A 25,132-nucleotide genomic window follows, 5' to 3' on the forward strand; every position below is an offset into this window, starting at 1 on the left:
GAACAAGCAAGTCACAACATTCAACGGCGGCAGCGCCATCGCAACACTCCACGGGGTTCAAGGGGTGGGTGTTGCATCCACCCCTTGAACCCAAGGGAGGCGGGGGCCGCCATTTCACTACGCTCGGCGCATTTATCGGGGTAGGGAGCGGTCAGCGTACTCGGATCGGGTCGGATTTGGTCCATCCGTTGCGGGATTCGGGGGTGACACTGATGGTCGCGGGGGTAGTTGTTGGGGCGTAGGGGGTGAACTTTTCGAGCGAACCCCAGTCTCGGGACCAGTCGTTGTCCAGGTAGGTCGGGATGGTTTGGGACTTCAGGAGCAGGCCGGTCCAGCCGAGCGGGCCGCCGCCGATGTCATCCTGCCAGGCGTTGGAGGCGTCGGAGCCGACGCGGTCGGGCAGGATGCGCCAGTCGGGGACCTCGGCCACGCCGTCGCGGTGATCGAACGGGCGCTGGCAGGGGAAGGCCAGGCCCACATGCCAGTCGAGCAGGACCGGATTCGTCGAGCCGACAACGGAATTCAGGGTTGCCAGTTTGGGCAACCGGGGCGGGGTGAGCGCCAGCCACTGCTTCTGGGTGATGTCGTTGTCCACAGCGACCAGGCGAACCGCGTCGATCTCCCGCGGCAATTGGTTCAGTGGGACACGGAGATTGCGCCACGACGGTGCGGGGCCGATGTCCATCGGGGTGAGGGAGCCGAGCACATTCACCGTGCCGTCCGCGGCTCGCGTGCCGTACTCGAGCCGCAGTTCGGCACCGTAGGTGACCACACCATCCGCGTCGACCGAGCGGATCCGGCCCGCGGCGGTGATGGCCAGGACCCGGTACGCGGGGTCGTCGCGCAAGCTGCCGCCCAGGTCGAGGCGATACCACTGTGAGGTCAGCTTGGCCTGCTGCTGATCGCTGTCCTGGTAGCTGCCCATGACCGGCGTGCGCGCCGGGTCCATTCCGAACGGCAGGGCCACCGTACTGCCGTTGATGCCGGCCTGTTGGCTGGTGCCGCCGCCGGTGCCCGCTCCGGTTGTCTTGGTGGTCTTGTTCTTCGAATCGGTGTTCACCGAATTGGCCCCGCCCGACACTGTTTCGTCGGCGTCGGCGGTGAGGTCGCTCGCGACGCCGTTGGGGGTGAAGCCCTCGGATTCCGCCGAGAGTCCGTCGGCGGGGGAGCCGGTGAGGGGCAGGAGCAGCGAGTCCGGCGTATCGGTCTCCACCAGCACATCGTTGGCCAGTGCGCACGAATTGCCCGCCAGCGACTCCAGATTCGACTTCGCGATGGAGTACGCGGGGAACTGGGTGACCGCGGCCTTGGCCAGCGAGGCGACCTCGAACAGCACCAGCACCGCCGCGGCGATGGTCAGCGGTGCGGAGGCGAACCGATCGAAACGCGTGGGGGCCGAAGCGCTGACCCTCCGATAGGGCTCGCGGTAGTGCAGCCACACCGCGACGACCAGCGCCACGCCACTGAGCACGAGGAACAGCGTGGAGATGCCCTTGCCCGCGACCAGCGGAGCCTTGTCCCACCACGGCACGCCGTAACTGGAGACGTACCACCAGCCATTGGATCCGGTGAAGGTGATCGCCAGCAGGAACAGCACCGCGGAGGCGAACAGCGCCCTGTTGCGTGGTGCGCGAATGCCCTCGCTGCCCACCGCGACCGCGGCCAGCGCGGCCAGCGATCCGGCCAAGCCGGCGTACACACCGAAGTGGTGGGTCCACTTGGTGGGTGTGAACATCATCAACAACAACGAGGCGAAAACGATGCCGAGGATGCGTACCGACGGCCCGCGCGAGGTGCCGGGAATCCGCCCCTTGCGCAGCACCTGCAGCACGCAGACCAGCAGGCACAGCAGCATGACCAGCACGCCGAAGCGTCGCGACAGCGACCCGTCCGGTGCGAGCATCAGCAGTGAATCCCAGCGGGTTCGTTCATCGAACCAGGCCACATTCGGGCCGACGATGGTGCGGGCCCTGGTCGCTTCCATCACGGTCGCCAGCGTTTGATCGGCGAAGACCACTACCAGGACCAGGGTTCCGGCCGCGAGCCCAGGTGCAAGCAGTGCCGCATATCGGAAGAACGCGGCCAGTCGCGACGGGCGGCCGTCGGTAGTGCGAACCGCAGCGCCCTCGCTCTGGTCGCCGGAATCAGCTCGGCCGGCAGCGGAATCCCCATCGCGGCCGCTTCCGGTCGGCGCGTCGGCGCCGGATTCGGCTTTGACCGCAGCGAGCTCCGCCTCGGCCTCGTCGCGGCGCACCCCACCGAGCGTCCCCGCCGCGTCCCGCGCCCGCCGGATGATGATCTGCAGCACCGGTCGGGACCCGGCGATCAGCGCGGCGATGCAGATGAGTCCGGTCGGCCCGGCCGCGAGTGAGAAGGCGGCGATCAATACCGCGATGGCGGCGGGCAACAATCGTCCGGTCGCGATGGCGCGTTCGATCGAGCACCAGGTGAGCAGCGCGCCCGCGGCGATCAGCGGTTCCGGCCGCAGGCCGTTGTCATAGGGGAGCCAGAAGGCCAGGAAGACCAGCCCGGCCGTCCACAGCGCGACCTTGTTGCGTCGCACCCTCGCGCCCAAGCGGGGCAGCACTTCTCGGCTGATCACCAGCCAGCACACCACGCCGGCGGTCAAGGCGGGCAGCCGCATCCACGGGCTGGCGTCGGAGACCTTGGTCATCCACGCGAGCACCTCGTAGGACCAACCGAACGGCGCCTCGGGCACGGCGAACCAGCGGTAGTAATTGGCCATATACCCGGCATGCTCGGAGGCGCGAGCCATGTTCAGGATGTAGCCGTCGTCGGAGGTGTTCGCGCCGATGAAGTGCCACAGCACCAGGATGCCGAGCATCGCGCCGTCGGCGACGGTGAATCGCCACCAGTGCGCGGGCAGGAAGCGGCGGGGCCGCCTGCCGTCGGCATTGTCGAGCAGATGCAGTGCGACCAGCGCGATGATCGTGAACACGGCGGCGGCGATCATCGCGGCCAATTTCAGCGCGGACGGCGTCGAGGAGAACCGCGAGTCGATATCGATGTGCACCCGGGCGCCATCGAGTTGCGTGGCCTCCAGGGGAGTGAACACCCCGACCACCTGCGGTCGGATGTCCCTGGCCACAGTGTTACGGAACGGCGTCCCGTCTCGGCGCTTCGCGCCGGTGAATTCGGCGGTCGTCGCGGTGGCGGTCGCGGTGACGGTGACTGCCTCGCAGCCCGCGATTTCGGCGACCGGAGCCGACAGCAGTGGGACGTCACGCTGGATGAGCGTGAGCATGCCGTCGGTCACCGAGACGACGAGCCCCTTGGCCGTCGCCTGACCGGAGCCGTCGGGAACGGTCGACAGTAGCGTGCCCGACCCGGCCGCCTGCACGACCGAGCACGGCAGCGTCGCGCTCAACCGTTGTGGCACATAGGACACCAACGGCGCCTCGACGCTGCTTGCACCCGCCTGAGGCCAGTCCAGTGTCGCCTGGTCCTGCTCTACCGGCAAAAGCGGTGTCAGCAGCGCCAGCACGAATCCGAGAAGCCCGGAGACGAGGGCGATCAGGCGGTTACGGGTGAACGCTCGTGATGATCGGTCCGGTCGCACGGGGGTTGATGCTATCTACCGTCGTTTGTGATCCCCGCTACCGCAGCACCCGAACGTCCCAGAGCCACACATCTTCGACCCGGGTCGGCACGACCCCGAGCAGTTGTGTCATGGTCGTGCGCAGCACATCGACGTTCCTCGTCGACGGCAGCACCACCACATCGGCCTGCCAGAACCGGAGGTCGTCGAGCGCCCGCGTGCGGGTATCCGCGTCGATGTCCGGCACGACTCCGGTGTCCTGCGCCTGGACGAGCAACGCGGCGGTCGGCCTGGTTTCTGGTCCGTAGATGCCCTTCTTCGTGGTGCCGGTCGGGCCGACGAAATAGCCGCCTGCGAGTGCGAAGTCGAAATTCGCGTCGGCCTGCCAGCGCAGCGCTCGCGCGTCGGGCGGTCGCGGCGGCGGCACTGTGACCACCGAACCACCGCTCACGTAGTCGCGCACCGTCCCGTCGGCGAAGAACGCCGGCGTCGGCGCGCGCTCGGTCACCGGAAGGACCGTCGGCACCAGTGGCAGCAGCGCGAGCGTCAGCGCCGCGAACCAGGCCAAGGGTTTCCAGTCGCCATCGGAGTGCCGCCACGATGCGACCGCGCGGTCGGTAGCCAGCGCGAGAACCACCGCGATCGCAGGGATGGCCGCCATGGTGAGTCGGGTTTCCAGCACGGTATCCAGCAGCGGGACCTGTTCGGCCCAATGCCACGGCAGCTCGATCCCGGTGGATTGTCTGCCCAGCATGGCGACCGCGCCGAGCGACAGCACCCCGAAAACCACGATGACGGCACCAGCGGCGCGGACAACACGCGCTCGCCACAGCAGCGCCACGGTGACGATCAGCAACAGCAGCAACGGCCACCCGAAGTAGGCGTTCTGCTCGGTGTCGTTGATCGCGACATACTGGCCCGGCGTGAACAGCCCGCCCAGCGATTCGGACGGGAACTGTACGAGGGTTTTCAGGTCGTTGCCCATCGGCCCGTGGTCGATCGAGCGGTAGCTCTGCGGTCCGAAGAACTGCCACCACAGCGGAATCTCGGTGAGCATCACCGTGATCACCACGGCGAGTGCGACTGTCGGAATCAGCGCGCGCAGCACTCGCAGCCCGGTGCGCGGCGCGTGCACGTAGTACACCACGGCGAACAGACCGAAACCGAGCACGAAGATCAGCAGCGGTTCCTCGCCGAGGGCGATCTGCATCGCGACGAGCAGACCGAGTGCGACCGCGTCGCGAATACGCCTGCGTGGCGCACCTTCTCCCGCATCGCCACCGGTTGTCGCGCGTCGTGCCAGGCGAATAACCAAACCCGCGATGATCGGAAGCAGCAGCAGCGCGACAAAATTCGGATGCGCATTGGCATGCGAGATCATCGCCGGTGCGAAACCGCAGAACAGCCCGCCGATCGCCGCGGCAAGTCGAGACTCGACGAGCTCCTGGGAAAACAGCCGATACCAAGCGAAGGCCGTGCTGCTCAGGCCGAGTGTGAGCACCAGCACGAAGGTGACGGTCGGACCGAACATCACAGTGATCGGGGTGAGCGGGACTCCCACCCCGAACATGGCCGTATTGGCCATCATGTTCACGCCGGCCGGAAAATTCTGCAGATCGGTGCCGAGCGGATTCCGCAGGTGGGCCACCGAATGGGCGGTCACCGCGAAAAACCATTCCCACATCGTCTGGTCCTGACCACTTTTGATCAGATACCCGCTCTGTGTGTTGCGCCACTGGCCCGAGAGCACCGTGACCGCCAACGCGAGATACCCCACCGCGACGACCAGATCGCCGCGACCGACCCGAATCCGCGACTGCCGCCGTTTCCCGACCGACACCGGTCGGTCGGATAGAGACACTCCGTTCGGTGTCGCTCCCGCTGAACCGACGCCTACGACTTCCAGTGTCTCGACCTGCAAACTACTCCTCCAGATGGCAGAACCAGCCGCCCAAAGTACCCAGCCACCCTGTGAACACCCTGGCAGCCCCGCTTCCTGGCGTCAGCGGGATGTCCTAGCAGAGGCCATCGCGACTCTGCCTGCGCCGACCACTCCGCTGAGTTCCGGCCGCCCCCGTCCACTTACCCATTCCGCCCGCAAACCACTCATTCCGCCCCACGATTGGCATGCGGCCGCGGCGAACACCCGGGTAGGGCCCTGCGGATGTTCCATGGAGCATCGGCTGCGGCAACGACTTGCGTCACATCAGGGTCGGGCCGACTACCCGAGACGTCGTTCACCACGCTGAATTCGGGCGAGCGCCGCATCGGCCACACTCGCGCGCATGGCGTCGAGACTGGTCGGCACGCCCTCGGCGACCAAGCCGCGAATAACGGGAACCACCATGCACCGACACCGAGCGAGCCGCGGCGCTGCGGACCCCGTCGGGCCCGCTGGGCAGGACGCCCTGGCGATTCGCCAGGCGACATCGGGCCGCTCCCGGGCCTGGTGTTCGTGGCATGCCGCGTTCGCCACTGTGGCTCGTGGTTTCCGGGATGGCGGTGAGGCAACCGTCGCCCTGCGGCGAACGCCTGTATCGCCGATCCGATCGGCTGCACACCTCGTCGGTAGGCTCGGCGTTCCGCTCGGGGCGGATCCGCGTCTACCTGGTCACCGTGATGAGGGTGAAGGGGCCGATGTCGGTGCTGGTGAAGTGGGGATCGTTGAAGAGCTTCTTGGGGAACGTCACGGTGTAGCGCTTGACGTTGGGGTCGTTGGGGTAGACGTCCTCGGCCAGGCGGAGGGTGTAGTTGTCGCCGTTGCTGCGGAACAGGAAGGCGTCCGGTGCGCGCCAGGGGGAGGCGGCGAGGGCGTCGAGCATGGCGCGGGAGGAGTCCAGCTTGCTCCAGCCCTTGATGGTGGCGGCGCGGCCTGCGAAGTCCGCCAACGGGTTTGCGTAGTGCGAGGTGAGGGCCTGGAATCCGTAATAGGGGTAGAAGGCGAGGAAGCTGGTGTCGGCGGTGAGGAGCACCGTCTCCGAGCGTGGCCGGCCGGTCTGGGCCAGTAGCGCGGCATCCACCTCGCGGTAGTGCGACACCGCCGAGGGGCTGCGCTGGTCCGCGCGCTCGCCGTTTCCGTCGGTGTCGGTGTAGGCGGTGGTGATCTCGGGGGCAAGAACCCTGGGGATGTCCTGGGTGAACGCGAGCGCACCGACAGTGGCGAGCGCGATCACCGCGAGCCGGAATCGTCCCGGCTCGTTGAACGCCTGGTAGGCGGCTCGCGCGCCCTCCACGAAGCCGAACGCGCCCGCCGCGGCGAGCAGCACGTCCAGGATCGGCTCCAGCCGGAACGAGAGCAGCGTGGTGCCCGCTGCCGTGGCCGCCATCGACAGCAGCGTCCACAGGTAGATGGCCACGACACCGATGCCGAGCGCCTGTGCTCGCCGCGACGAGGAAGCCCGCACCACCAGCCAGGCCGTGCCGATCAGGCACAGTCCGCCGAGCAGCGAGAACTGTGCCATCGGCAGCGGCAGCTCGGAGCCCGATACCGGCAGGTAATGCAGCGCCGTGCCTGATTTGGGTGTGGTCGTGCCCAGCCACTTCAGCAGATACGGCAGCCACACGACGAGCGCGACAACCCCGGCAATCACGGCGATGACAGCCAGCCGTACCAGTGGTGCGATCGCGGCGCGCCACGGCGCCCCACCGTCGGTAGTCGCAACCACCCGCGCCCGACGTGGATGCGCCGCCGCCCGCTGCGCCCGCACGGCGAGTCCGGCAGCGGTCAGACCCATCAGCCCGATCGCGAAGGCCGCGAGCCCGAAGTACAGCGTGTAGAACATGGCCGCGATGCCGAGGAACAACCCGGTCCCGATCACCGCGCCCCAGCCGCCTGCCGTCCGGCTCCCGCGCTCCGCCGCGACCACGGCGCCCGCCCGGGCGTCCGTGCCGGTGGTTCGGCTGCCGTGTTCGGCTGGGTCGGCGATGCTTTCCGGTGCACTTGCGCCTGTTGTTGAGCTGTCAGGCTCCGCCGAGGCGGCGCCGCTGGTCGTGTCGCCCCCAGCTATCGGGGTGGCAGGTCTGGCTGCCGATTTGTTTCCGCCGTGCTCACCCGGCCGATGCAACGCACCCCAGGCGAGCACCAGGGCGGGCGGCAGCAGGATGACGATGACGGCGCTGTAGGCCTCCGGTGCGGCGGTGGTCAGAGCGACCGCCGTGATCGCCGCGGTGACTCCGATCGCCCAGTCCGCGCGAATCAGCTTCGACCACAGTACGAGCGAGATCGCCGCCGCGACAGCGAGCGACCCGATGGCATACGGCTTGAAGGCTTCCCAGCCGTCCATGCCGAGCACGTTCGCCACGCGCCCGCCGATCCAGAACCACCCGGCGGGATAGAACGGAGGTAGGTCGGCGTAGGTCATGTCGTGCAGTGCCGCGCTGTCGGTGAGCCGTGTCAGATACTCGGTGCGAAACTCCTGATCCACCGAGACGCCGAACAGATACAGCTTGGTCGCCGCCAGCGGCATGCCGAGGGTGAAGGTGACGAACGTCGAAATCCCCACCCACGACAGCAGTTCGGCCACCAATGGCCACCGCTGAACGCGAATGAGACCGATCGCGACGGCGAGCAGCACCGCGGCAAGGACCTGACCCACCGTGGTCATCGCCCGAGTCACATTCGACGAGTTGAACGCAGGCCACTGCACCATCGAAAACGCCACCAGCCCAACGGTGGCCACGATGACGGCGACAAGGGCCGCTGAAATCGCCGCACCGAGGCCGGAGCCGATGTGCCGCGCGATCAGTGCGCCACGGGTCGGACGCGTGACGGTGGGATGTACTGCGGTCGCCGTGGTCATCGAACCGCCTCGTCGCCGCGCCGCGCTGCCTGCCGATCGGACCGTGCGGCCGCATCCAGCGCGGCCACCGTGTCGGCGACCCTGCCACGAGGTCGGCGCACCTCGGGGTGGCCGGCGCGATCTTGTCCGAATACTCGCATTGCATCTCCAGAATCACTGGGTCGGCTCGGTGATCGTTGCGCCGCACCGACTACTCGGCATTGCGCGAGGTCGCCGCGCAGGCGACCGGCGCTTATGCTGCCAGGTCCCGGCGCGGTATGCGCGCACCGCACGCGACCTGGTGCGTTCCGACCGGACCTGCCGGTCTCGGGTCGATCGGCCGTAGCGCCGCACCTACTTACGGGTCCGCACCCGCTCCGAGCACCGCAGGAGCTGCGGTTCCCGGGAACGGGTGCGGAGGGCCGAGGTGCGGCGGGCAAGCTCAGATGGGCAGCTTGCGGAAGATCGGGCGCGGGATGTGGCGCAGGATCATCATCACGAAGCGGAAGGCGCCGGGCGCCCAGATCAGCTCCCTGCCGCGCTGGGAGGCCGAAACTGCAAGCGCCGCAATGTCTTCCTTCTCGACGGTGAGCGGAGCCTCCTTGACGTGCGCCGAGAACCTGGTCCGCACCATGCCCGGCCGGATCACCAGCACCCGCGGGCCATGGGGGCGCAGCGCCTCGCCGAGACCGAGGTAGAAACCATCGAGGCCGGCCTTGGTCGACCCGTAGACGAAGTTCGAGCGGCGCACCCGCTCACCGGCGACCGAGGACATGGCGATGATGCGTCCGAAGCCCTGCGCCTTCATCTTCTCGCCGACCAGCACACCGACGGAGACCGCCGCGGTGTAGTTGATTTCGGCGACCTGCACGGCCTTGCGCTGGTTCTGCCACAGCTCTTCCGGATCGCCGTCGAGAGCGAAGGCGACGATGGCGACATCCACATCGCCCGCGTCCCAGGCGGTATCGATGACCTTCGGGTGGCTCTCGGTGTCGAGTGCGTCGAAGTCGATGACCTCGACCTCGCTCGCGCCGGCCGCCTTCATCTGGGAGACCGCGTCCTCGCGCAGCGGATCACCGGGCAGCGCGGCGAGAATGATCCGCGCGGGCCCCTTCTTCAGGTACTCGGCGCAGATCGCCAACCCGATTTCCGAGGTACCGCCCAGCAGCAGGATGGACTGTGGGTTGCCTACGGCATTAATCACTGGAGCTCCAGCCTTCTCGCCATATCGGACATGAAAACGCCTGTGGGATCGACACTTCGGCGGACCTTGATCCACTCGTCGATCCGGGGGTACATCTTGTGGAACGCCTCCGCGGTGGTGCGGGAGTCCTTCGCGGTGTACAGCCGACCGCCGAACTCCATCACCCGCTTGTCCAGCTCGCCGACCAGTTCGTTCAGCCCCGGTTTGATGGGGAAGTCGACGCAGATGTTCCAGCCCGGCATCGGGAAGCTCAGCGGCGCCTGGTTGCCCGGCCCGAACAGCTTGAAAACATTGAGTGCCGAGTAGTGGCCAGAGGCTTGGATGTCGATGATGATCCGCTTGAATTCCTCGACCGCCTCGGTCGGCACCACGAACTGGTACTGCAGGAATCCGTTGGATCCGTAGCCACGGTTCCACTCCGCGATCATGTCCAGCGGGTGGTAGAACTGCGTCAGGTTCTGCACCTTGCCGGTGTAGTTGCCGCCCATCCGGTAGTACGCCTCGCCGATGGACATCAGCGTCACCTTGTTCATGGTCCAGTTCGGGAAGATGTCCGGAACCGTCATGAGCTGGGGTGCGTCGAATTTCAGCGGCCTACGCTGCAGCTTCGCGGGCAGCTCGTCGAGCTTGGCGAGGCGGCCACGGGTGATGGTCGCGCGGCCGAGCTTCGGCAGCGGGCTGATCACGTCGAACCATGCGCTGGAGTAGGTGTAGTCGGCTTCGCTGCCGTCGCTGTGCGCCGCGATCGTCTCGTCGAGGGTCGTGGTCTTGACGCCGTCGTTGAGGAAGTAGGCGCTCTCGGTGACCACCATCTCGATGGTGGCGCGCAGGATGATGCCCGTGAGTCCGTTGCCGCCGACGGTGGCCCAGAACAGCTTGGCGTTGCGCTTCGGTGTGAGGTGCTGCACCTGCCCGTCAGCGGTGAGCAGATCGATCGAGCGCACGTGGTTGCCGAAGCTGCCCTCGCTGTGATGGTTCTTGCCGTGGATGTCGGAGGCGATGGCGCCGCCGATCGTCACCTGGCGGGTGCCCGGTAGCACCGGAACCCACAGCCCGAACGGCAGCGCGGCCTTCATCAGCTGATCCAGGCTGACCCCGCCGTCCACATCGACGATGTGGGTGTCGCCGTCGATGCGATGGATGCGGTTGAGCGCGGTCATGTCGACGACGAGGCCGCCGGCATTCTGCGCATGATCGCCATAGGAGCGGCCGAGTCCGCGCGCGATCACACCGCGGCGCAGATGGGCAGGCTTGCTGTCGTTGTCCTCGGCGACCATGGCGACGGCCTTGGCGATCAGTTCGGGATCGCTCGTCGAGAGCACTTCGGAAGAGGTAGGTGCGGTGCGACCCCACCCGGTCAACGCCCGAGTACGTGTCGGCAGAGCGAACGCGTCATCGGGGGTGCTGCCGGAGTTGATACCGGTTGTGGTGGCGGTCGGAGCTTTCGTGGACATCGGCATAGAGGCTACATGCATGGCCGGACATACGGTCGGCCTCGCCGTACTCCCCGGTACGGAGACCGGCACAACGCCCGCCTACGTCACCGGCCGCCTCCCGCTACGCTCGTCGCGTGCATGCCGAACCCCACCTCCCGCTCCCGACCGAGCTGCCGCTTGTCGACGAGCCGGGCGGTACCGATGTCGACCTGAAAACGCAGATCATCCGCTTCGGTGTCACCGGCGGGTTGTCGGCCGTCGTCGACTACGGGATTTACAGCCTGCTGCTGAACCTGATCGGGCTGCCGGTCAGCGTCGCCAAGTCGATCAGCTTCATCGCGGGCACCACCACCGCGTATCTGATCAACCGCCGATGGACCTTCCAGGCGCCACCGAGTCGAGCCCGCTTCCTCGCGGTGGTGGTTCTCTACGCCATCACCTTCGCCGTCCAGGTCGGCATCAACGGGGTGCTCTACGCCACACTGGCGGACGAATGGTGGCGGCAGCCGCTGGCCTTTGTCGTCGCCCAGGGCACCGCCACCGTCATCAACTTCGTCGTCCAACGCCTGGTCATCTTCAAAATCCACTGACCTCGGATCGGAGCTCAGCGAGGGTAGTCGGAGGGCGGTCCAAAGCCCTGTCTGAAACGTCCATTTCACTACCCTCGACGCGCGGAGAGTCCGAGGACGCTCCCGGAACGCAGCCGTGAACCGGTGCGGCGATCAGCGGGGGACCAAAGCGGGGGTGGTGGGGTCGGTTGCCTCGCGGGATTGTGCTTTGGCGCCGAAGTAGTCGCCGCCCTTGGCTCGGACGTTGTCGGTGCCCCAGTCGCGCTGCTCTCGCGCGGTGGGTACCAGGTGTGGAATGTGCTTGCGGCAGTGGATATAGGCCTCGTCGATGTCGACGACCACCCAGTGTTCGGCCGCTCGACCTTTGTGGTTCTCCGGTAGGTCGGACACCGATCGACGCAAGTTCTCGTCATCCATGATGCGGGCCGCGCCGTTGATGTGCAGGCCGATCAGGTCGCGGACGAAATCGATTAGCAGGATGCCCACGTGTGGGTTCTCCAGGATGTTGCCGAGGCTGGCCATGACGCCGTTGCCGCGGTATTCGGGATAGGCAATCGTGCGTTCGTCGATGACGTGCAGAAAGCCGGGCAGGCCCGCGCGGAAGCTGGCGTCGCATTCCCCGTGCTTGTCCGAGGTGGCGATGAAGGCCATGTCCATCCGTGCGATGAATTCGATCATCGTGGGATTCAGTCGGTCCAGCACCTGGTCGTCGTAGAAACGACCGGCTCTGTCCTGGGTGCCGTACCTGTCTTGTAGTTCGTGCTCGCCGTCACTGCCACGCTGCGTGCCGGGCATCTGGGCCCCCTCTGGTAGCCGGAGTCCGGCTACTCGGGGTTCGACGCTGAACCGCGACTAAACCGAAATCCTATCCATCTTAATGGGTTTCACCGGGCAAAGCTACAAAATCCATCTTGAGAATGTATCGAATGCCTAGTTAGCGCAAGGGTTTCCACAAGCTAGCCAGAAGCCGACCGACCGGCATTTTTGCCGGTCGGTCGACAGCGAACGCGGCGGCACACTCAGGCCGGCGTCAACGTGACAGGGACACCATTGAACACCGCGTTCCCGGACGGCACGTCGACCACCGAATCATCGGTCAGCACATTGGCATTGACCCCGGCGTGGTCCTGTGCCACCGTCTGGGTGCTGCCGGTGTGACCCCAGCCGTGCGGCAGGCTCACCACCCCGGGCATGATCGCGTCGGTCGGTTCCAGCGGCACCGTCAACGATCCGGCGGCCGACTTCACCACGGCATTGTCGCCGAGTCCGAGGCGTGCCACATCGGCGGGATTGATATGCAGCGTGCACTTGTTCGATCCGCTCACCAGTGTCGCGATGTTATGCATCCAGCTGTTGTTGGACCGCAACTGGCGTCGTCCGATCAGCACCAGATCCGGCGCGGTGTCGGTGAGCCTGCCGCGCATCCTCGCCACATCGTCGAGCAGCTGTCGCGGCGCGAGCTCCACCCGCGTGGAAGCTGTGCGCAACGCTCCCGGCAGTCTCGGCTGCAGCGGCCCGAGATCGATGCCGTGCGGATTGTCGAGCAGCACTTGCAGATTGAGCGTGCCGCCATTCCACTCCCCGTAGGGGCCCAGGCGCAGCATCAGGTCGATGCGCTGCTCGGTGCTGTTGGCGCCGATCAGCTCCGGCCGTCGATCCGCCAGCCCGGCCTTGTGCAGCGTGCCCGCGATGACCAGCTCGTCCACCGTGGTGAGCGGGTCCGGCCCACCGGTCCCGTCGTGCGGGCTTCCGGTCAGCGCCGCGGCGAGCCGAGCGATGACTCCGGCCTCCGAGGGACGATCGCCGAGCGGCACGAGCGGCCGCGAATAGCGCGCATAGTTACGGACCGCGAACTGCAGGAGTGCGAAGTCGTAGTGCGGCGACTGCACCGGCCGCGGCGGCGGCAGGATCACATCGGCGTGCCTGGTGGTTTCGTTCAGATACCTGTCGACGCTGACCATGAACTCCAGCTGTGCGAAGGCCGCGTCCAGCCGGACCCCGCTCGGCGCGGAGAGCACCGGGTTGCCCGCGACGGTGATCACCGCGCGGACCTGCCCCTGGCCGGGTGTGGTGATCTCGTCGGCCAGGGTGGCCACCGGCAGTTCGCCCATCGTCTCGGGCAGTGCGCGGACCCGGCTGGTCCAGCGGCCGGTGCGGAACGGTGTGGTGCGGGCGATGCCGCCGGCAGCGGCGTTCGCGAACATCGCGCCGCCGGGGGAGTCCAGATTGCCGGTCAACACATTGATCACATCGACAAGCCACTGGGTGAGGGTGCCGAATTCGGCGGTGCAGGTGCCGATCCGGGCGTACACCGCGGCGGTCGGCGCGGCCGCGAGCTCGTGGGCGAGCCGGACAACGGTCTCGGCAGGTACCCCGGTTCGTACCGAGACCACCTCCGGGGTGAAATCCGCCGCGGCTGCGCGCACGTCATCGAGTCCGGAAACTTCGACGCGCACGTCTGTCAGGTTCTGCGCGAACAACGTGTGGACAATTCCGAACAAGAGATAAGCATCGCTGCCCGGCCGAATGAACAGATGTTCGTCGGCGAGCTTCGCGGTGCGGGTCACCCGAGGATCGACGACGACGAATCGGCCGCCCCGTTTGCGCATCGCTTTCAACCTGCCGGGGAAATCCGGTGCGGTGCACAGCGATCCGTTCGACTCCAGCGGGTTGGCGCCGAGCATGAGCAGATAGTCGGTGCGATCGAGATCGGGCACCGCCACCGTCAGTGGATCACCGAACATCAGCCCGCTTGCCACCTGTTTGGGCATCTGGTCGGCCGTGCTCGCGGAATAGAAATTCTTGGTGCCGAGCGCGCGGATCAGCACCGGTGCATAGAGCGCACCCGCCACCGTATGCGCATTGGGATTGCCTAGATACAGCGCCGTGGACTGGTTCCCGTGCTCGGCCACGATCGCAGGCATGCGCTCGGCGATCAGATCGAACGCCTCGCCCCAGGACGCGGTGCGCCACGTGCCGGTCGCACGGTCGCGAATCATCGGTTCGGTCAACCGGTCCGGGTCTTCGTCCAGATGCCCGAAGCTCGCACCCTTGGGACAGAGGAAGCCCTTGCTGAACGGATCCTGCCGATCACCACGGACCGAGGTCACATGGTTGTCGGGATCGAGGGTGATTTCGAGTCCGCAGACCGCCTCGCACAGCGGGCAGGTGCGCAGCAGCGTGCGAGACGGATCGGTGATCTGGGCCATACCCCATCATCACCCGCGGCAACGCAGAGTGAAACAGCAATGACCGATAACCGCATTGCGGTTATCGGTCATGGTGGGCCGGGTAGTGCGGACCCTGCCCTGATGCAGGCGGCTATCAGCAGGCGACGCTGGTGAGCGCGGTGCGCTGCTTGCGCGAGAACGCCGAGCGGACGGCCGCGCTGATCGCGACCACCGGCGGGATCCAGCGGGCCTCGTTCGGCGCGATGCGCCAGCAGGCCGAGCCCGCCATCAGCTGAGTCGGCGGCAGCGGAATGCCATCGCCGTCGGTGTAGACGGTCGCGCCGGCCTCGCGCAGCGCCTCCAGCGCCATCGCGGCCTTGCGGACGCCGGTGACCAGGTGGATCTCGCGACGCTCGGCGCCGGGGATCTCGATCACGGGACCGGACAGGTTGTTCGCGCGGAGGAACCGGCGCACCTCGGCGGCCAGCTCACCGCTGACCTCGATGCCCGATAAATCGGCATCCGTGATCAGGCAGATTCCGTTCGTCGTTTCAGCGATCGTCCACCCGCGCTGGATGTACTCCTGCGCCGCGGCAGTCATTTCTGCCGCCGAGACGGAAGTCGGAAACGTGGTGCGCACTGTCTTTCTCCATTCCCCGATGAACTGGGTCCTGCTGCATTCATGGGTCGTATCGGCAGGGGGTGGCGTGGGCGTTACGGGTTTTCAAAAGATCTTTCCGAGTGTCGTATTCGTCTCACTCGTGCGGGCTCGCTATGGCAGGTTTCCGGTCGTCTCTTGGCGGGTCGGCGCGATGCGGGGAGGATCGCGACATGACCGATGAATCCAACGGCGTTCCGGCGCCGGATTCGGATGAATACGAGACCGAATCGCGCTGGATCGCTTGGAAAGAGTCCGCCTCCCGGCGGTTCTCCCGCTCCGCCGTCTCCGAGGAAGCGCCCGCCGAGCCCTTCGAAAGCCCGCGCGCCTTCGGCAAGTGGAGTGTCGAGGCCGCCCGCGGACTGCTCGATGTTCAGTTTCATCGCCCGGCGACCAGGACGTTGTTGCCGCTGGCCTACATGCTCGGTTTGGCCTTCGCGGTGGCGCTGCCGATCACGCTGATCGTAGTGATGTGGCAGGTCTCCGCGGTGCTCGGGGTGCTGGCCGCGCTGGTGGCGATGCCGCTCGGGCTGACCATCGCGGCCGTGGTCCGGCTGCTGCTGGAATTCCTGGTGAACGCCTCCAGGCTGGCGACGAGGGTGGAGCACATCAGCGAGCTGGCCGACGATCTGTTCCAGGCGCTTTCGGATGTCGCGGAGCCGGTCAACCAGCTCTCCGAAGATGTGCGCGCGGTGCAGTTCTGGCGGTTCCGCAAGGGCGGTTCGCGCAAGTAGCAACCGACCTGGATTGCCGCATCCGACGGTGCTCGAACCCATTCGACGTAGCTAGGTCATCGGCGTATCTGTGACACCCACAGTGTTCTCTGTGAGTTTCATTGTGAAACAATGCTGTTCGGATTTCCGATTCCACCGACGGACATCAGGTAGGAAGCGTCGCACTCACGTTCACGGGAGGTTCGCGAGCGGCAATGACGCACGGCACGAGGGGGAAGTATGGCTTCACCGCACGGCACCACAGGTTCGACGATGCCGCGCAGGCAATTGGGCCGCCACCTCCGCGATCTGCGCAACCGAGCCAGAATGACCACGAGGACGGCCGCCCAGCGGCTCGAGTGGTCCGAAGCCAAGATCTGGCGGATCGAAACCGGCCAGACCTCGTTGCGCGGCCTCGATGTCGAAGCCATGTGCAAGATCTACGGTGCACCGAGCGAACTCGTCGAGCCGTTGACCGCGCTGGCCAGGGAAACCAAGGCCAGGGGTTGGTGGACCGGCTACAGCGATGTGATCACCGAGGGCTTCGAGGTGTACATCGGGCTGGAGGAAGCCGCCAGGCTGCTGTCCACCTATGAGAACGAGCTGATTCCCGGCCTGCTGCAGACCGAGTCCTATGCGCGCGCGCTGCTCGCCGCGGGCCGACCCGACGCGACGGACGCCGAGATCGAGCGCCGGGTGCAGTTGCGAATGGCGCGGCAGGAGTTGGTGACTCGCAGCGATTCGCCGCTACAGCTGGACGTGGTGATCAGCGAGTCGCTGCTGTGGCACCGTATCGGCGGCAGCGAGGTGGCCGCCGAGCAACTCGAACACCTACGGCGCATGTGCGATCTACCCAATGTGCGCATCCAGGTGGTGCCCTCGGACTCCGGCTATCACGATGGCATGGACGCGGGCCGCTTCGTGCTGCTCGATTTCGCCGAGGTTGCCGCGGGCGAGCTGACCGAACCGCCGGTTGTCTACGTCGAGGCCTTCACCGGCCCGGTCTACTTGGACAAGGAACCCGAAACAGCGCGATACCGAAAGGCTTTCGCCGGCATCAAGGCCGCCGCGTCGGATGCGCGGTTCGTCATCGAAGAGGCGCGCACCGGCGTGTAATCAGTGGGACAACGGGCGATCGGTGCCGCCTAGGTGCAGCGTGGACCGACGTCCCAGGTGTTCTCGAGTATCCCGCGATGGGTCGGCACTGCCTGTTCGTAGACGTGGCGGCCCTTGTCGGTGAGGCAGACGAAGATCGCGCGCCGGTCCTCGGCGCACATGGTGCGTGAGACGAGCCCATCGCGTTCCAGTCGAGCCACGGCGCGCGAGAGTGCACTCTGGCTCAGGTAGATGTCATTGGCCAGGTCGCTCATTCGGTAGTTGCCGCAGTCGGCGTCGATCAGCCGATCCAGCGTCTCGAACTCGCTGAGCCCGATCTCATGCTGATTCTGCAGCGCCTTTTCGAGTGCGCAACTCACCGCCGCATGTCGGTCGAGCAGCTCACGCCACTCGCCCACCAGCCCGGTCGGCGCGACGGTGCGCCGGGCTGCGTCTGGAGTCGACACCTTCGACATGGCCCCATCTTAGTGGTCTCCGAACTTAAATGCAAGTGCATTAGTTGTGTTGGCATTTAATGCGCCTGCATGTAACGTACCTCGCATGACTTCTGCGGCAACCGAACCGGCCGCCCAGGCGACGGATTCGATCAACTGGTCTCTCCGTCTCTGGGGCATGTTGATCACCCTCTGCATTGTGTTGTTCCTCGACGGTCTCGACGTTTCGATGATCGGAGTCGCGTTGCCGTCCATCGGCGCCGAACTCGATCTGTCCACCTCCACCCTGCAGTGGCTGATCAGCGGCTACGTGCTCGGATACGGCGGCCTGCTGCTGCTCGGCGGACGCACCGCCGACCTGCTCGGTCGGCGAAAAGTCTTCCTGATCGCGCTCGCGGTCTTCGCGATCGCCTCGCTGGCGGGCGGCCTTGTCACCTCGGGCCCGCTGCTGATCCTCACCCGCTTCATCAAGGGCCTTGCCGCCGCCTTCACCGCGCCGACCGGCCTTTCCATCATCACCACGAACTTCGCCGAGGGCCCGGCGCGCAACAAGGCGCTCTCCATCTACACCGTGTTCGGCGCGGGCGGCTACTCCTGCGGCCTGCTGTTCGGCGGGCTGATGACCGGTATCGGCTGGCGCTGGACCTTCCTGCTTCCGGTGCCGATCGCGCTGGCCGCGCTGGTCGCCGCCTACGTGCTGGTGCCCAAGGATGAGGCCGCCGACGAGGGTGGTCACGATATCCTCGGCGCGCTGTTGTCCACCGCGGGCATGCTGCTGTTGGTCTACACCGTGGTCACCGCGCCGGAAGTGGGCTGGGCATCGGTGCGCACCATCGGTTCGTTCGTCGCGGTCGTGGTGCTGTTCGTCGGTTTCGTCGAGGTGGAGAAGCGGGTCGCGTACCCGCTGGTCCGGCTCGGCATCCTGAAGAAGTCGTCGCTGGTGCGGGCCAGTCTCGCGATCATCGCGGTGGCGGGGTCCTACTTCAGCTGGCAGTTCATCGTGACGCTGTACATGCAGGACTCGCTCGGCTGGTCGCCGCTGAAGCTGGCGATGGCGCTGCTGCCGGTCGGGCTGCTCGTGGTGGGCTCGGCGTTCTTCTCCGACAAGCTGGTCGACCGGTTCGGCACCGGGCCGATCATCGCGGTCACCATGGTAGTGATGGCCATCGGCTACCTGCTGTTCCTGCGGCTGGACACCGCACCGTCCTACTGGACGATGCTGCTGCCCGCGGTGCTGCTGATCGGTATCGGCTGGGTCGGGTTCCCCGCCATCAACATTCAGGCGACCAACGGTATCGAGGACGACGAACAGGGCCTGGCGGCCGGCGTGCTCCAGACCTCCATGCAGGTCGGCGCGGCAATCGTCCTGGCCGTCACCACCGCGATCATCTCCTCCGGTGCGCACACCGACACTTCGCCGTCGGCGGTGCTCGCCGCCTATCGCCCCGGACTCGAGTTCGCCGCCGGCGTCACCATTATCGGTGCCCTTGTCGCGCTGCTCGCGTTCGTGCCCACGCGGCGCAAGCGGGCCACCGCACCGGAGCCGGAGCTCGAACTCGTCGGCTGACTCCGCTGCGGCCCACTGGCAGCCGAATGCCACCACCTATTGCGGTGGTGGCGTTCGGTCATTGCCGTCGGATTACGAAAAAGGCGGTGCCACAGTGTCTTTGGGGGAGCGGACGTAGGTCAATGGCGTGCCGTCGCGGCCGACCGTAGGCCAGTCGATGCCGAGCTGTGGATCGAAAGCATCGATATCCCTGTCGAATTCGGGGCTGTACTCCAACGAGCAGAGATAGGTGACGGTGGAGTGATCCTCCAGCGACAGGATCGCGTGTCCGAGGCCCTCGGACAGGAACATCGAGCGCCGGTCGACGTCGTCGAGGACCACGCTGTCCCAGTGGCCGTAGGTGGGCGAGCTCGGGCGCAGGTCGACGACAACGTCGAGGAATGCACCGCGCACGCAGGTCACGTATTTCGCCTGGCCCGGTGGGTCTTCGGTGTAGTGGATGCCGCGCAGCACACCTGCGGCCGAGACCGAGCAATTGACCTGTCGCAGGTCGAACGCCCGCCCGGTGATCTTCTCGAATTCGCAGGCCTTGAACGATTCGAGGAACATGCCACGATCGTCACCGAGCTGGCGCGGGGTGATCACCCAGGCGCCGGGCACGGCGAGTTCACGGAACTCCATGCTCACCAGTCCCGTCCGCGCTCGAGCAGGTCGAGCAGGTAGCTACCGTAACCCGAACGGACCATCGGTTCCGCCGCTGCGCGCAGCCGGTCATCGTCGATGAACCCCATCCGCCACGCGACCTCTTCCGGCACACCGATTTTCAGGCCCTGCCGCTGTTCGATGGTGCGGACGTAGTTGGCGGCGTCCAGCAGCGAGTCGAAGGTGCCGGTGTCCAACCACGCGGTGCCGCGGGCCAATACGTCCACCTGAAGCCGATTCTGTTCCAGGTAGGCCCGGTTGATGTCGGTGATCTCGTATTCACCGCGCGCAGAGGGGCGCAGCCCACGCGCGATCTCGACCACGTCGTTGTCGTAGAAGTACAGCCCGGGGATGGCGTAGTTGGACCGCGGGGTCTTCGGCTTCTCCTCGATCGATACCGCCCGACCTTCGGTGAATTCGACGACGCCGTAGGCGGTCGGGTCCGACACCCAGTAGGCGAACACCGCGCCACCGTCGACCGCCGCGAAACGGCTCAGGCTGGTGCCGAGGCCGGGACCGTGGAAGATGTTGTCGCCGAGCACCAGTGCCGCGCTGTCGCCGCCGATGTGATCCGCGCCGAGTACGAAGGCCCTGGCGAGCCCGTCGGGCACCTGCTGGACGACGTAGTCGATGGCGATGCCGAACTGACTGCCGTCGCCGAGCAGTCTGCCGAAGGCTTCGGCGTCCTCCGGGGTAGTGATTACGAGGATGTCGGTGATGCCCGCGAGCATCAGCGTGGACAGTGGGTAGTAGATCATCGGTTTGTCGTAGACCGGGACGAGCTGCTTGCTCACCCCGCGCGTGATGGGGTGCAGCCGGGAACCGGTGCCGCCCGCCAAGATGATTCCGCGCATGGGGAGAAGTCTGCCAGTTTCGCCTGGCCCGGAGTTGGGGAGGTTCCGACTCGCCCACAAATTGATCACAAACGTTTGGTGCCCGGGCGTGCCGGGCGATTCTTGTTGCGTAGATCACGTTAACGTGATGTTCTGAAATATCAATATGTGAGATGTCAGCGTCGACACCTCGCCCGCGACAACCCCCGGTCGGGCTCGGCGCGCCAGTTGTGAGGTAGGTGCGCGATGGCAACGAGCAGAGTCGGCGAGCCCGGTGTGGTGATGAATCCGGATGGCCAGAGCGCGCACTCCCGAATGTTGCTGGCGACCTGCCTGGGGGTGGTGCGGCCGGTGTTGCGAGTCGCGCCCATCACCCGCGCGACCATTCCCATCGGCGCGGCCGCGATCGACACCCTGGCGCGGTTGCGCCCGGAGCCACGTGGCGTGGACCGGGAGCAGGTGGAGCTGAACGGTTTCCGGCTCGAGGTGATCCGTCCTTCCGGCGGCTCGCGCGCACTGCGTCACGGCGCGGTGCTGTACATGCACGGCGGCGGATTCGCGGTATGTGGACTGCGTACCCACCGCCCCGTCGCGGCCAGTCTGGCCAGGCGCACCGGCCTGCCGGTGGTGAATGTCGACTACCGCCAGCTGCCCGCACAGAGCATCACCCAGTCGATCGACGACTGCATGAGCGCCTACCGCTGGCTGCTGCAACACGGGGCGGACCCGGCACGAATCGTCTTCGCGGGCGATTCGGCGGGCGGCTACCTGACTTTCGCCACGGCGCTGCGCGCGATCGAACTCGGGCTGCCGAGCCCGGCGGGCCTGATCGGACTGAGCCCACTGCTCGATCTGGACTACGCCGCTAAGCGGGACTACATCAACACCGCGCGTGATCCGTATATCCCGCTGTCCGCGCTGGCCGCTGTGGTGCGGATCGGGGCCGAAGTCGACCGCAGGCTCGATCCGATGCTCTCGCCGGTCAACGGTGCGTTGGCCGGCCTGCCACCGGTGCTGTTGATCGCGGCCGAGGACGAAATACTGCGCTACGACTGCGAACTGATGGCGCAGCGGCTCACCGCGGCGGGCGTGCCGAACTCCCTCGAACTCTGGCGTGGCCAGGTGCACGCGTTCATGAGCATCTTCCCCAACCTCCCCGAGGGCAGAGCGGCGTTGGCCAGGGTCTCCCGATTCGTGCGCGCTCGCCTCGAGCAGCCGGAGCAGGCTCGGACGGCTTGATCACGGTCGGCCGGACGAGTCGAACCCCGCCCTGGAGTTTCCGGGGCGGGGTTCACATGTGCCAGGTGGCGCCTGCCGCAACACCTTTCCGCATCGACAATTGCTTGCTCTTCCATTCGGAATTGATTCGGCTCGGTGGCCCTGGACCGCAAATTGTCAGCTGCTGTCCCTGAATCATTCACCGTTCGTTTACCTGATCGGGCTTACGGGCATTCGGCGCGGCGGTTCCATATGACAGATGCAGGCAACCCCGCCACGGCGAGGGCCGGGCGGGGTTCCCTGCATCGGGTTGTGCGACGCCGGTTCTACTTGGCCGGGACGAACGGCTGGTTGACGGTGGTGAAGTACTGAATCGCCGCACCGATCGCCACCGGGGCGGTGATGAAGATCTGACCCAGTACGGTGCCGACCGCGCCGACCAGGGCGATACCCGCGATGCAGCCGACAGCGGCAGCGGGCAGGAACGGACCGAACAGGCCGACGATGGTGCCACCGACAACCGCGCCGCCCAGCACGCCGCCGAGCACGCAGCCGATGGCCGCGCCGCCGAGGCCGCCGACCAGGGTGCCGATGGTGGCGCCCATGGCGATGGTGTCCTTCAAGCGGTTGAAGGCGGCCACCTCACGGTCGTATTCGGACTTCCAGGGCGCCTTGTCCTCGAAGGGCAGCGCGACGGGCTTGTACGTCGCGTGCTCCATGTCCATCTGCGGGGTGAGAGTCGCCGTGCGGCCGGAGATTTCGGCGGCGATCGGGAACTCGAACTCGTCGACGCGGAACGTCAACGGGGTACCCGCGACCACGGTGCCGTTGGCGGCCTTGATCTTCAGTGCGTCATCTTCGACAACGATCGATCCGGCATCGGTCGTCACGATCGACTGGGTTTCGGTGGCCTTGGCGGTGAAGTTGATCGGCGCGTCGGCAGCCGGGGCCGCCGGATCCGCGTGGACGGTACCTGCGGTGACGCCCATGGCGGCAATCAGCAGGGCCGACGTAGCGGCGAATTTCCTCATCAGCATTTGTTTTAGACCTCAGTGTGAAGCGTTCGGAGGGGACTAGACGATCGAAATCTAGACCAGCTAACGAGTGGTGAACCGGTTGTGACCTTTTATTCAAATTTTGTTCACCATTGAGACCCGAGGCTCGGTGGGGTGTTGGAAATAAGCGCATCGACTAGGGATTTTGTCGGAAAATCGAACTGGGCGCCGCACTCTTCCCTCAGGTAATGAGATCAAGATCACATCGCCGAAATGCCTCCCAGCACTGCGAAGGCCCTCGGCCGCCGACGGGCCCGGCGGTGGACGTAGTGTCGTGGAGTGCGATTGCTCGTAACCGGCGGTGCCGGATTCATCGGTGCGAATTTCGTTCGACAGACCGTGGCCGAGCGCCCCGACGCGACGGTAACCGTCCTTGACGCCCTGACCTACGCGGGCAACCGGGCCTCGCTCGCGCCGGTGGCCGACCGAATCGACTTCGTACACGGTGACATTGCCGATTTGGACCTGGTCGACGAACTCGTCAGCGGTGTCGACGCCGTCGTCCATTTCGCGGCCGAATCGCACAACGACAACTCCCTCGCCGACCCGTGGCCGTTCGTGCAGACCAATATCGTCGGCACCTACTCGCTGCTGCAGGCGGTGCGCAGGCACGAGGTCCGCTACCACCATGTCTCCACCGACGAGGTCTACGGCGACCTCACTCCGGAGGCCGCCGCGTTCGACGAGAACACCGCCTACAACCCGTCGAGCCCCTACTCCGCGACCAAGGCCTCCAGTGACCTGCTGGTGCGTGCCTGGACCCGTTCGTTCGGTGTCCGTACGACGATCTCCAACTGCAGCAACAACTATGGGCCCTATCAACATGTGGAGAAGTTCATCCCGCGCCAGATCACCAATCTCATCGACGGGGTCCGGCCGCGGCTCTACGGCGCCGGACATCAGGTGCGCGACTGGATCCATGTGGACGACCACAACCGGGCGGTGTGGGACATTCTCGAACGTGGTCGGATCGGTCAGACCTATCTGATCGGCGCCGACGGCGAACTCGACAACAAGTCGGTGGTGCGGATGATCCTGGAGGCCTTCGACCGCGACCCCGACGACTTCGACCATGTCACCGACCGCGCCGGTCACGACCAGCGCTATGCGATCGATGCATCGCTGCTGCGGTCCGAACTCGGCTGGGCCCCGCGCTACTCCGACTTCCGCGCGGGACTGGCCGCGACCATCCGGTGGTACCGCGACAACGAATCGTGGTGGCGTCCGCACAAAGCGCTGACCGAGCGCGCCTACGCCGCCGCGGGCGAGACCGAGATCGGCTCGGCGCACTGACCTGAACCGCGAAACCCGCCCGGCGTATTCGCCGGGCGGGTTTCGCGGTTTCGAAGGCGCGCGCTACTTGGCGGGCGCGTTGAACGGCTGGTTGATGGTGGTGAAGTACTGAATCGCCGCACCGATGGCCACCGGGGCGGTGATGAAGATCTGGCCCGCGACGGCGCCGACGGCGCCGACCACGGCAATACCCGCGATGCAGCCGACAGCGGCAGCGGGCAGGAACGGACCGAACAGGCCGACGATGGTGCCACCGACAACCGCGCCGCCCAGCACACCACCGAGCACACAACCGACCGCCGCGCCACCGAGCCCGCCGACCAGGGTGCCGATGGTGGCGCCCATGGCGATGGTGTCCTTCAAGCGGTTGAAGGCGGCCACCTCACGGTCGTACTCGCTCTTCCAGGGGGCCTTGTCCTCGAAAGGCAGCGCGACCGGCTTGTAGACCGCGCGATCCATGTCGAGCTGCGGGGTGAGGGCGGCGGTGCGGCCCGAAATCGCGGCGGCGATCGGGAACTCGAAGTCGTCGACCCGGAACGACAGCGGGGTTCCCGCCAGCACCGTGCCGTTGCTCGCTTTGATCTTGAAGACACCGTCTTCGATCGTCATGGCGCCGGCATCGGTCGTGACGATGGTCGAGGTGTCGGTGGCGTTCGCGGTGAAGTTGACCGACGCCTCCTCGGCGGGTGCGGCGTTGACAGCGCCTGCGGTCACGCTGATCGCGGCGATCAGCAGTGCCGACGTGGCGGCAAATTTCCTCATCAGCATTTCTGGAACCTCGATGCACATTGTTCGGAGGGGGACTCCGTAATGAGAATCGAGGCCAGCTAATTCGTGGTGAATGAAATGTGATTGTTTGTTAAGGTCTGGTTCATCTATCGGACCGA

Annotated in this window: 20 protein-coding genes; 6 read left to right on the forward strand and 14 right to left on the reverse strand. The window is 66.3% G+C overall.

Annotation, left to right across the window (positions count from 1 at the left end):
- Positions 1-151: 151 nt before the first annotated feature.
- From AB0M74_RS28585 to AB0M74_RS28610, 6 genes are all read right to left on the reverse strand, one after another.
- On the reverse strand, positions 152-3,580 hold the full coding sequence (locus tag AB0M74_RS28585; RefSeq protein ID WP_366529391.1) for an arabinosyltransferase domain-containing protein: 3,429 nt from the start codon (positions 3,578-3,580) through the stop codon (positions 152-154).
- Between the two features lie 37 nt (positions 3,581-3,617).
- Positions 3,618-5,399, reverse strand: coding sequence for a glycosyl transferase (locus AB0M74_RS28590; RefSeq protein ID WP_366529392.1), 1,782 nt, complete (start codon positions 5,397-5,399; stop codon positions 3,618-3,620).
- Positions 5,400-5,780: 381 nt separating this feature from the next.
- The gene (locus AB0M74_RS28595; protein WP_366529393.1) at positions 5,781-5,906 is read right to left on the reverse strand and encodes a hypothetical protein; all 126 of its coding nucleotides are present in this window, start codon (positions 5,904-5,906) and stop codon (positions 5,781-5,783) included.
- 256 nt (positions 5,907-6,162) lie between these two features.
- On the reverse strand, positions 6,163-8,358 hold the full coding sequence (locus tag AB0M74_RS28600) for a galactan 5-O-arabinofuranosyltransferase (RefSeq protein ID WP_366529394.1): 2,196 nt from the start codon (positions 8,356-8,358) through the stop codon (positions 6,163-6,165).
- A 421-nt stretch (positions 8,359-8,779) separates the two neighbouring features.
- On the reverse strand, positions 8,780-9,541 hold the full coding sequence (locus tag AB0M74_RS28605; protein ID WP_366529395.1) for a decaprenylphospho-beta-D-erythro-pentofuranosid-2-ulose 2-reductase: 762 nt from the start codon (positions 9,539-9,541) through the stop codon (positions 8,780-8,782).
- Positions 9,538-11,001 (reverse strand): FAD-binding oxidoreductase, encoded by a 1,464-nt coding sequence (locus AB0M74_RS28610; RefSeq protein WP_366529396.1) that lies wholly within the window; start codon positions 10,999-11,001, stop codon positions 9,538-9,540. Before AB0M74_RS28610 ends, AB0M74_RS28605 begins: the two co-directional genes overlap by 4 nt.
- A 110-nt stretch (positions 11,002-11,111) precedes the next feature.
- Between AB0M74_RS28610 and AB0M74_RS28615 the strand changes: the two genes are divergently transcribed.
- Positions 11,112-11,567 carry a GtrA family protein gene (locus tag AB0M74_RS28615; protein WP_366529397.1) on the forward strand — a complete coding sequence of 152 codons (456 nt, stop codon included), beginning with the start codon at positions 11,112-11,114 and terminating at the stop codon, positions 11,565-11,567.
- A 132-nt stretch (positions 11,568-11,699) separates the two neighbouring features.
- Here the strand turns inward: AB0M74_RS28615 and AB0M74_RS28620 are convergent, their stop codons facing one another.
- The 3 genes from AB0M74_RS28620 to AB0M74_RS28630 form a co-directional block, all read right to left on the reverse strand.
- Positions 11,700-12,341, reverse strand: a complete 642-nt coding sequence (locus tag AB0M74_RS28620; RefSeq protein WP_366529398.1) for a pyridoxamine 5'-phosphate oxidase family protein — start codon at positions 12,339-12,341, stop codon at positions 11,700-11,702.
- Positions 12,342-12,565: 224 nt separating this feature from the next.
- Positions 12,566-14,755, reverse strand: a complete 2,190-nt coding sequence (locus AB0M74_RS28625) for a molybdopterin-dependent oxidoreductase (RefSeq protein ID WP_366529399.1) — start codon at positions 14,753-14,755, stop codon at positions 12,566-12,568.
- Positions 14,756-14,870: 115 nt separating this feature from the next.
- On the reverse strand, positions 14,871-15,356 hold the full coding sequence (locus tag AB0M74_RS28630) for a hypothetical protein (protein ID WP_366529400.1): 486 nt from the start codon (positions 15,354-15,356) through the stop codon (positions 14,871-14,873).
- Between the two features lie 191 nt (positions 15,357-15,547).
- On the opposite strand from AB0M74_RS28630, the gene AB0M74_RS28635 reads away from it, so the two are divergent.
- Entirely contained in the window at positions 15,548-16,108 is a 561-nt protein-coding gene (locus tag AB0M74_RS28635) for a DUF4282 domain-containing protein (protein ID WP_366529401.1), read from the forward strand.
- Positions 16,109-16,327: 219 nt separating this feature from the next.
- Positions 16,328-17,203 (forward strand): helix-turn-helix transcriptional regulator, encoded by an 876-nt coding sequence (locus tag AB0M74_RS28640; protein WP_366529402.1) that lies wholly within the window; start codon positions 16,328-16,330, stop codon positions 17,201-17,203.
- Positions 17,204-17,232: 29 nt separating this feature from the next.
- Here AB0M74_RS28640 and AB0M74_RS28645 read toward each other — a convergent pair whose 3' ends face one another.
- The gene (locus tag AB0M74_RS28645; RefSeq protein ID WP_366529403.1) at positions 17,233-17,658 is read right to left on the reverse strand and encodes a MarR family transcriptional regulator; all 426 of its coding nucleotides are present in this window, start codon (positions 17,656-17,658) and stop codon (positions 17,233-17,235) included.
- An 85-nt stretch (positions 17,659-17,743) separates the two neighbouring features.
- On the opposite strand from AB0M74_RS28645, the gene AB0M74_RS28650 reads away from it, so the two are divergent.
- Positions 17,744-19,204 carry an MFS transporter gene (locus AB0M74_RS28650; protein WP_366529404.1) on the forward strand — a complete coding sequence of 487 codons (1,461 nt, stop codon included), beginning with the start codon at positions 17,744-17,746 and terminating at the stop codon, positions 19,202-19,204.
- Between the two features lie 72 nt (positions 19,205-19,276).
- On the opposite strand, the gene rfbC is transcribed toward AB0M74_RS28650, so the two are convergent.
- Together rfbC and rfbA are read right to left on the reverse strand one after the other, a co-directional pair.
- Positions 19,277-19,825 carry a dTDP-4-dehydrorhamnose 3,5-epimerase gene (rfbC, locus tag AB0M74_RS28655; RefSeq protein ID WP_366529466.1) on the reverse strand — a complete coding sequence of 183 codons (549 nt, stop codon included), beginning with the start codon at positions 19,823-19,825 and terminating at the stop codon, positions 19,277-19,279.
- 2 nt (positions 19,826-19,827) lie between these two features.
- The gene (gene rfbA, locus AB0M74_RS28660) at positions 19,828-20,700 is read right to left on the reverse strand and encodes a glucose-1-phosphate thymidylyltransferase RfbA (protein WP_366529405.1); all 873 of its coding nucleotides are present in this window, start codon (positions 20,698-20,700) and stop codon (positions 19,828-19,830) included.
- Between the two features lie 225 nt (positions 20,701-20,925).
- Between rfbA and AB0M74_RS28665 the strand changes: the two genes are divergently transcribed.
- The gene (locus AB0M74_RS28665; protein WP_366529406.1) at positions 20,926-21,918 is read left to right on the forward strand and encodes an alpha/beta hydrolase; all 993 of its coding nucleotides are present in this window, start codon (positions 20,926-20,928) and stop codon (positions 21,916-21,918) included.
- 305 nt (positions 21,919-22,223) lie between these two features.
- On the opposite strand, the gene AB0M74_RS28670 is transcribed toward AB0M74_RS28665, so the two are convergent.
- The gene (locus AB0M74_RS28670; protein ID WP_366529407.1) at positions 22,224-22,934 is read right to left on the reverse strand and encodes a hypothetical protein; all 711 of its coding nucleotides are present in this window, start codon (positions 22,932-22,934) and stop codon (positions 22,224-22,226) included.
- A gap of 297 nt (positions 22,935-23,231) precedes the next feature.
- Here AB0M74_RS28670 and rfbB point away from each other — a divergent pair, with 297 nt between their 5' ends.
- Positions 23,232-24,245, forward strand: a complete 1,014-nt coding sequence (gene rfbB / locus AB0M74_RS28675; RefSeq protein WP_366529408.1) for a dTDP-glucose 4,6-dehydratase — start codon at positions 23,232-23,234, stop codon at positions 24,243-24,245.
- A gap of 63 nt (positions 24,246-24,308) precedes the next feature.
- On the opposite strand, the gene AB0M74_RS28680 is transcribed toward rfbB, so the two are convergent.
- Positions 24,309-25,013, reverse strand: a complete 705-nt coding sequence (locus AB0M74_RS28680; protein ID WP_366529409.1) for a hypothetical protein — start codon at positions 25,011-25,013, stop codon at positions 24,309-24,311.
- Positions 25,014-25,132 lie beyond the last annotated feature (119 nt).

It is taken from the genome of Nocardia sp. NPDC051463 (assembly GCF_040681975.1).
Lineage (GTDB): Bacteria > Actinomycetota > Actinomycetes > Mycobacteriales > Mycobacteriaceae > Nocardia.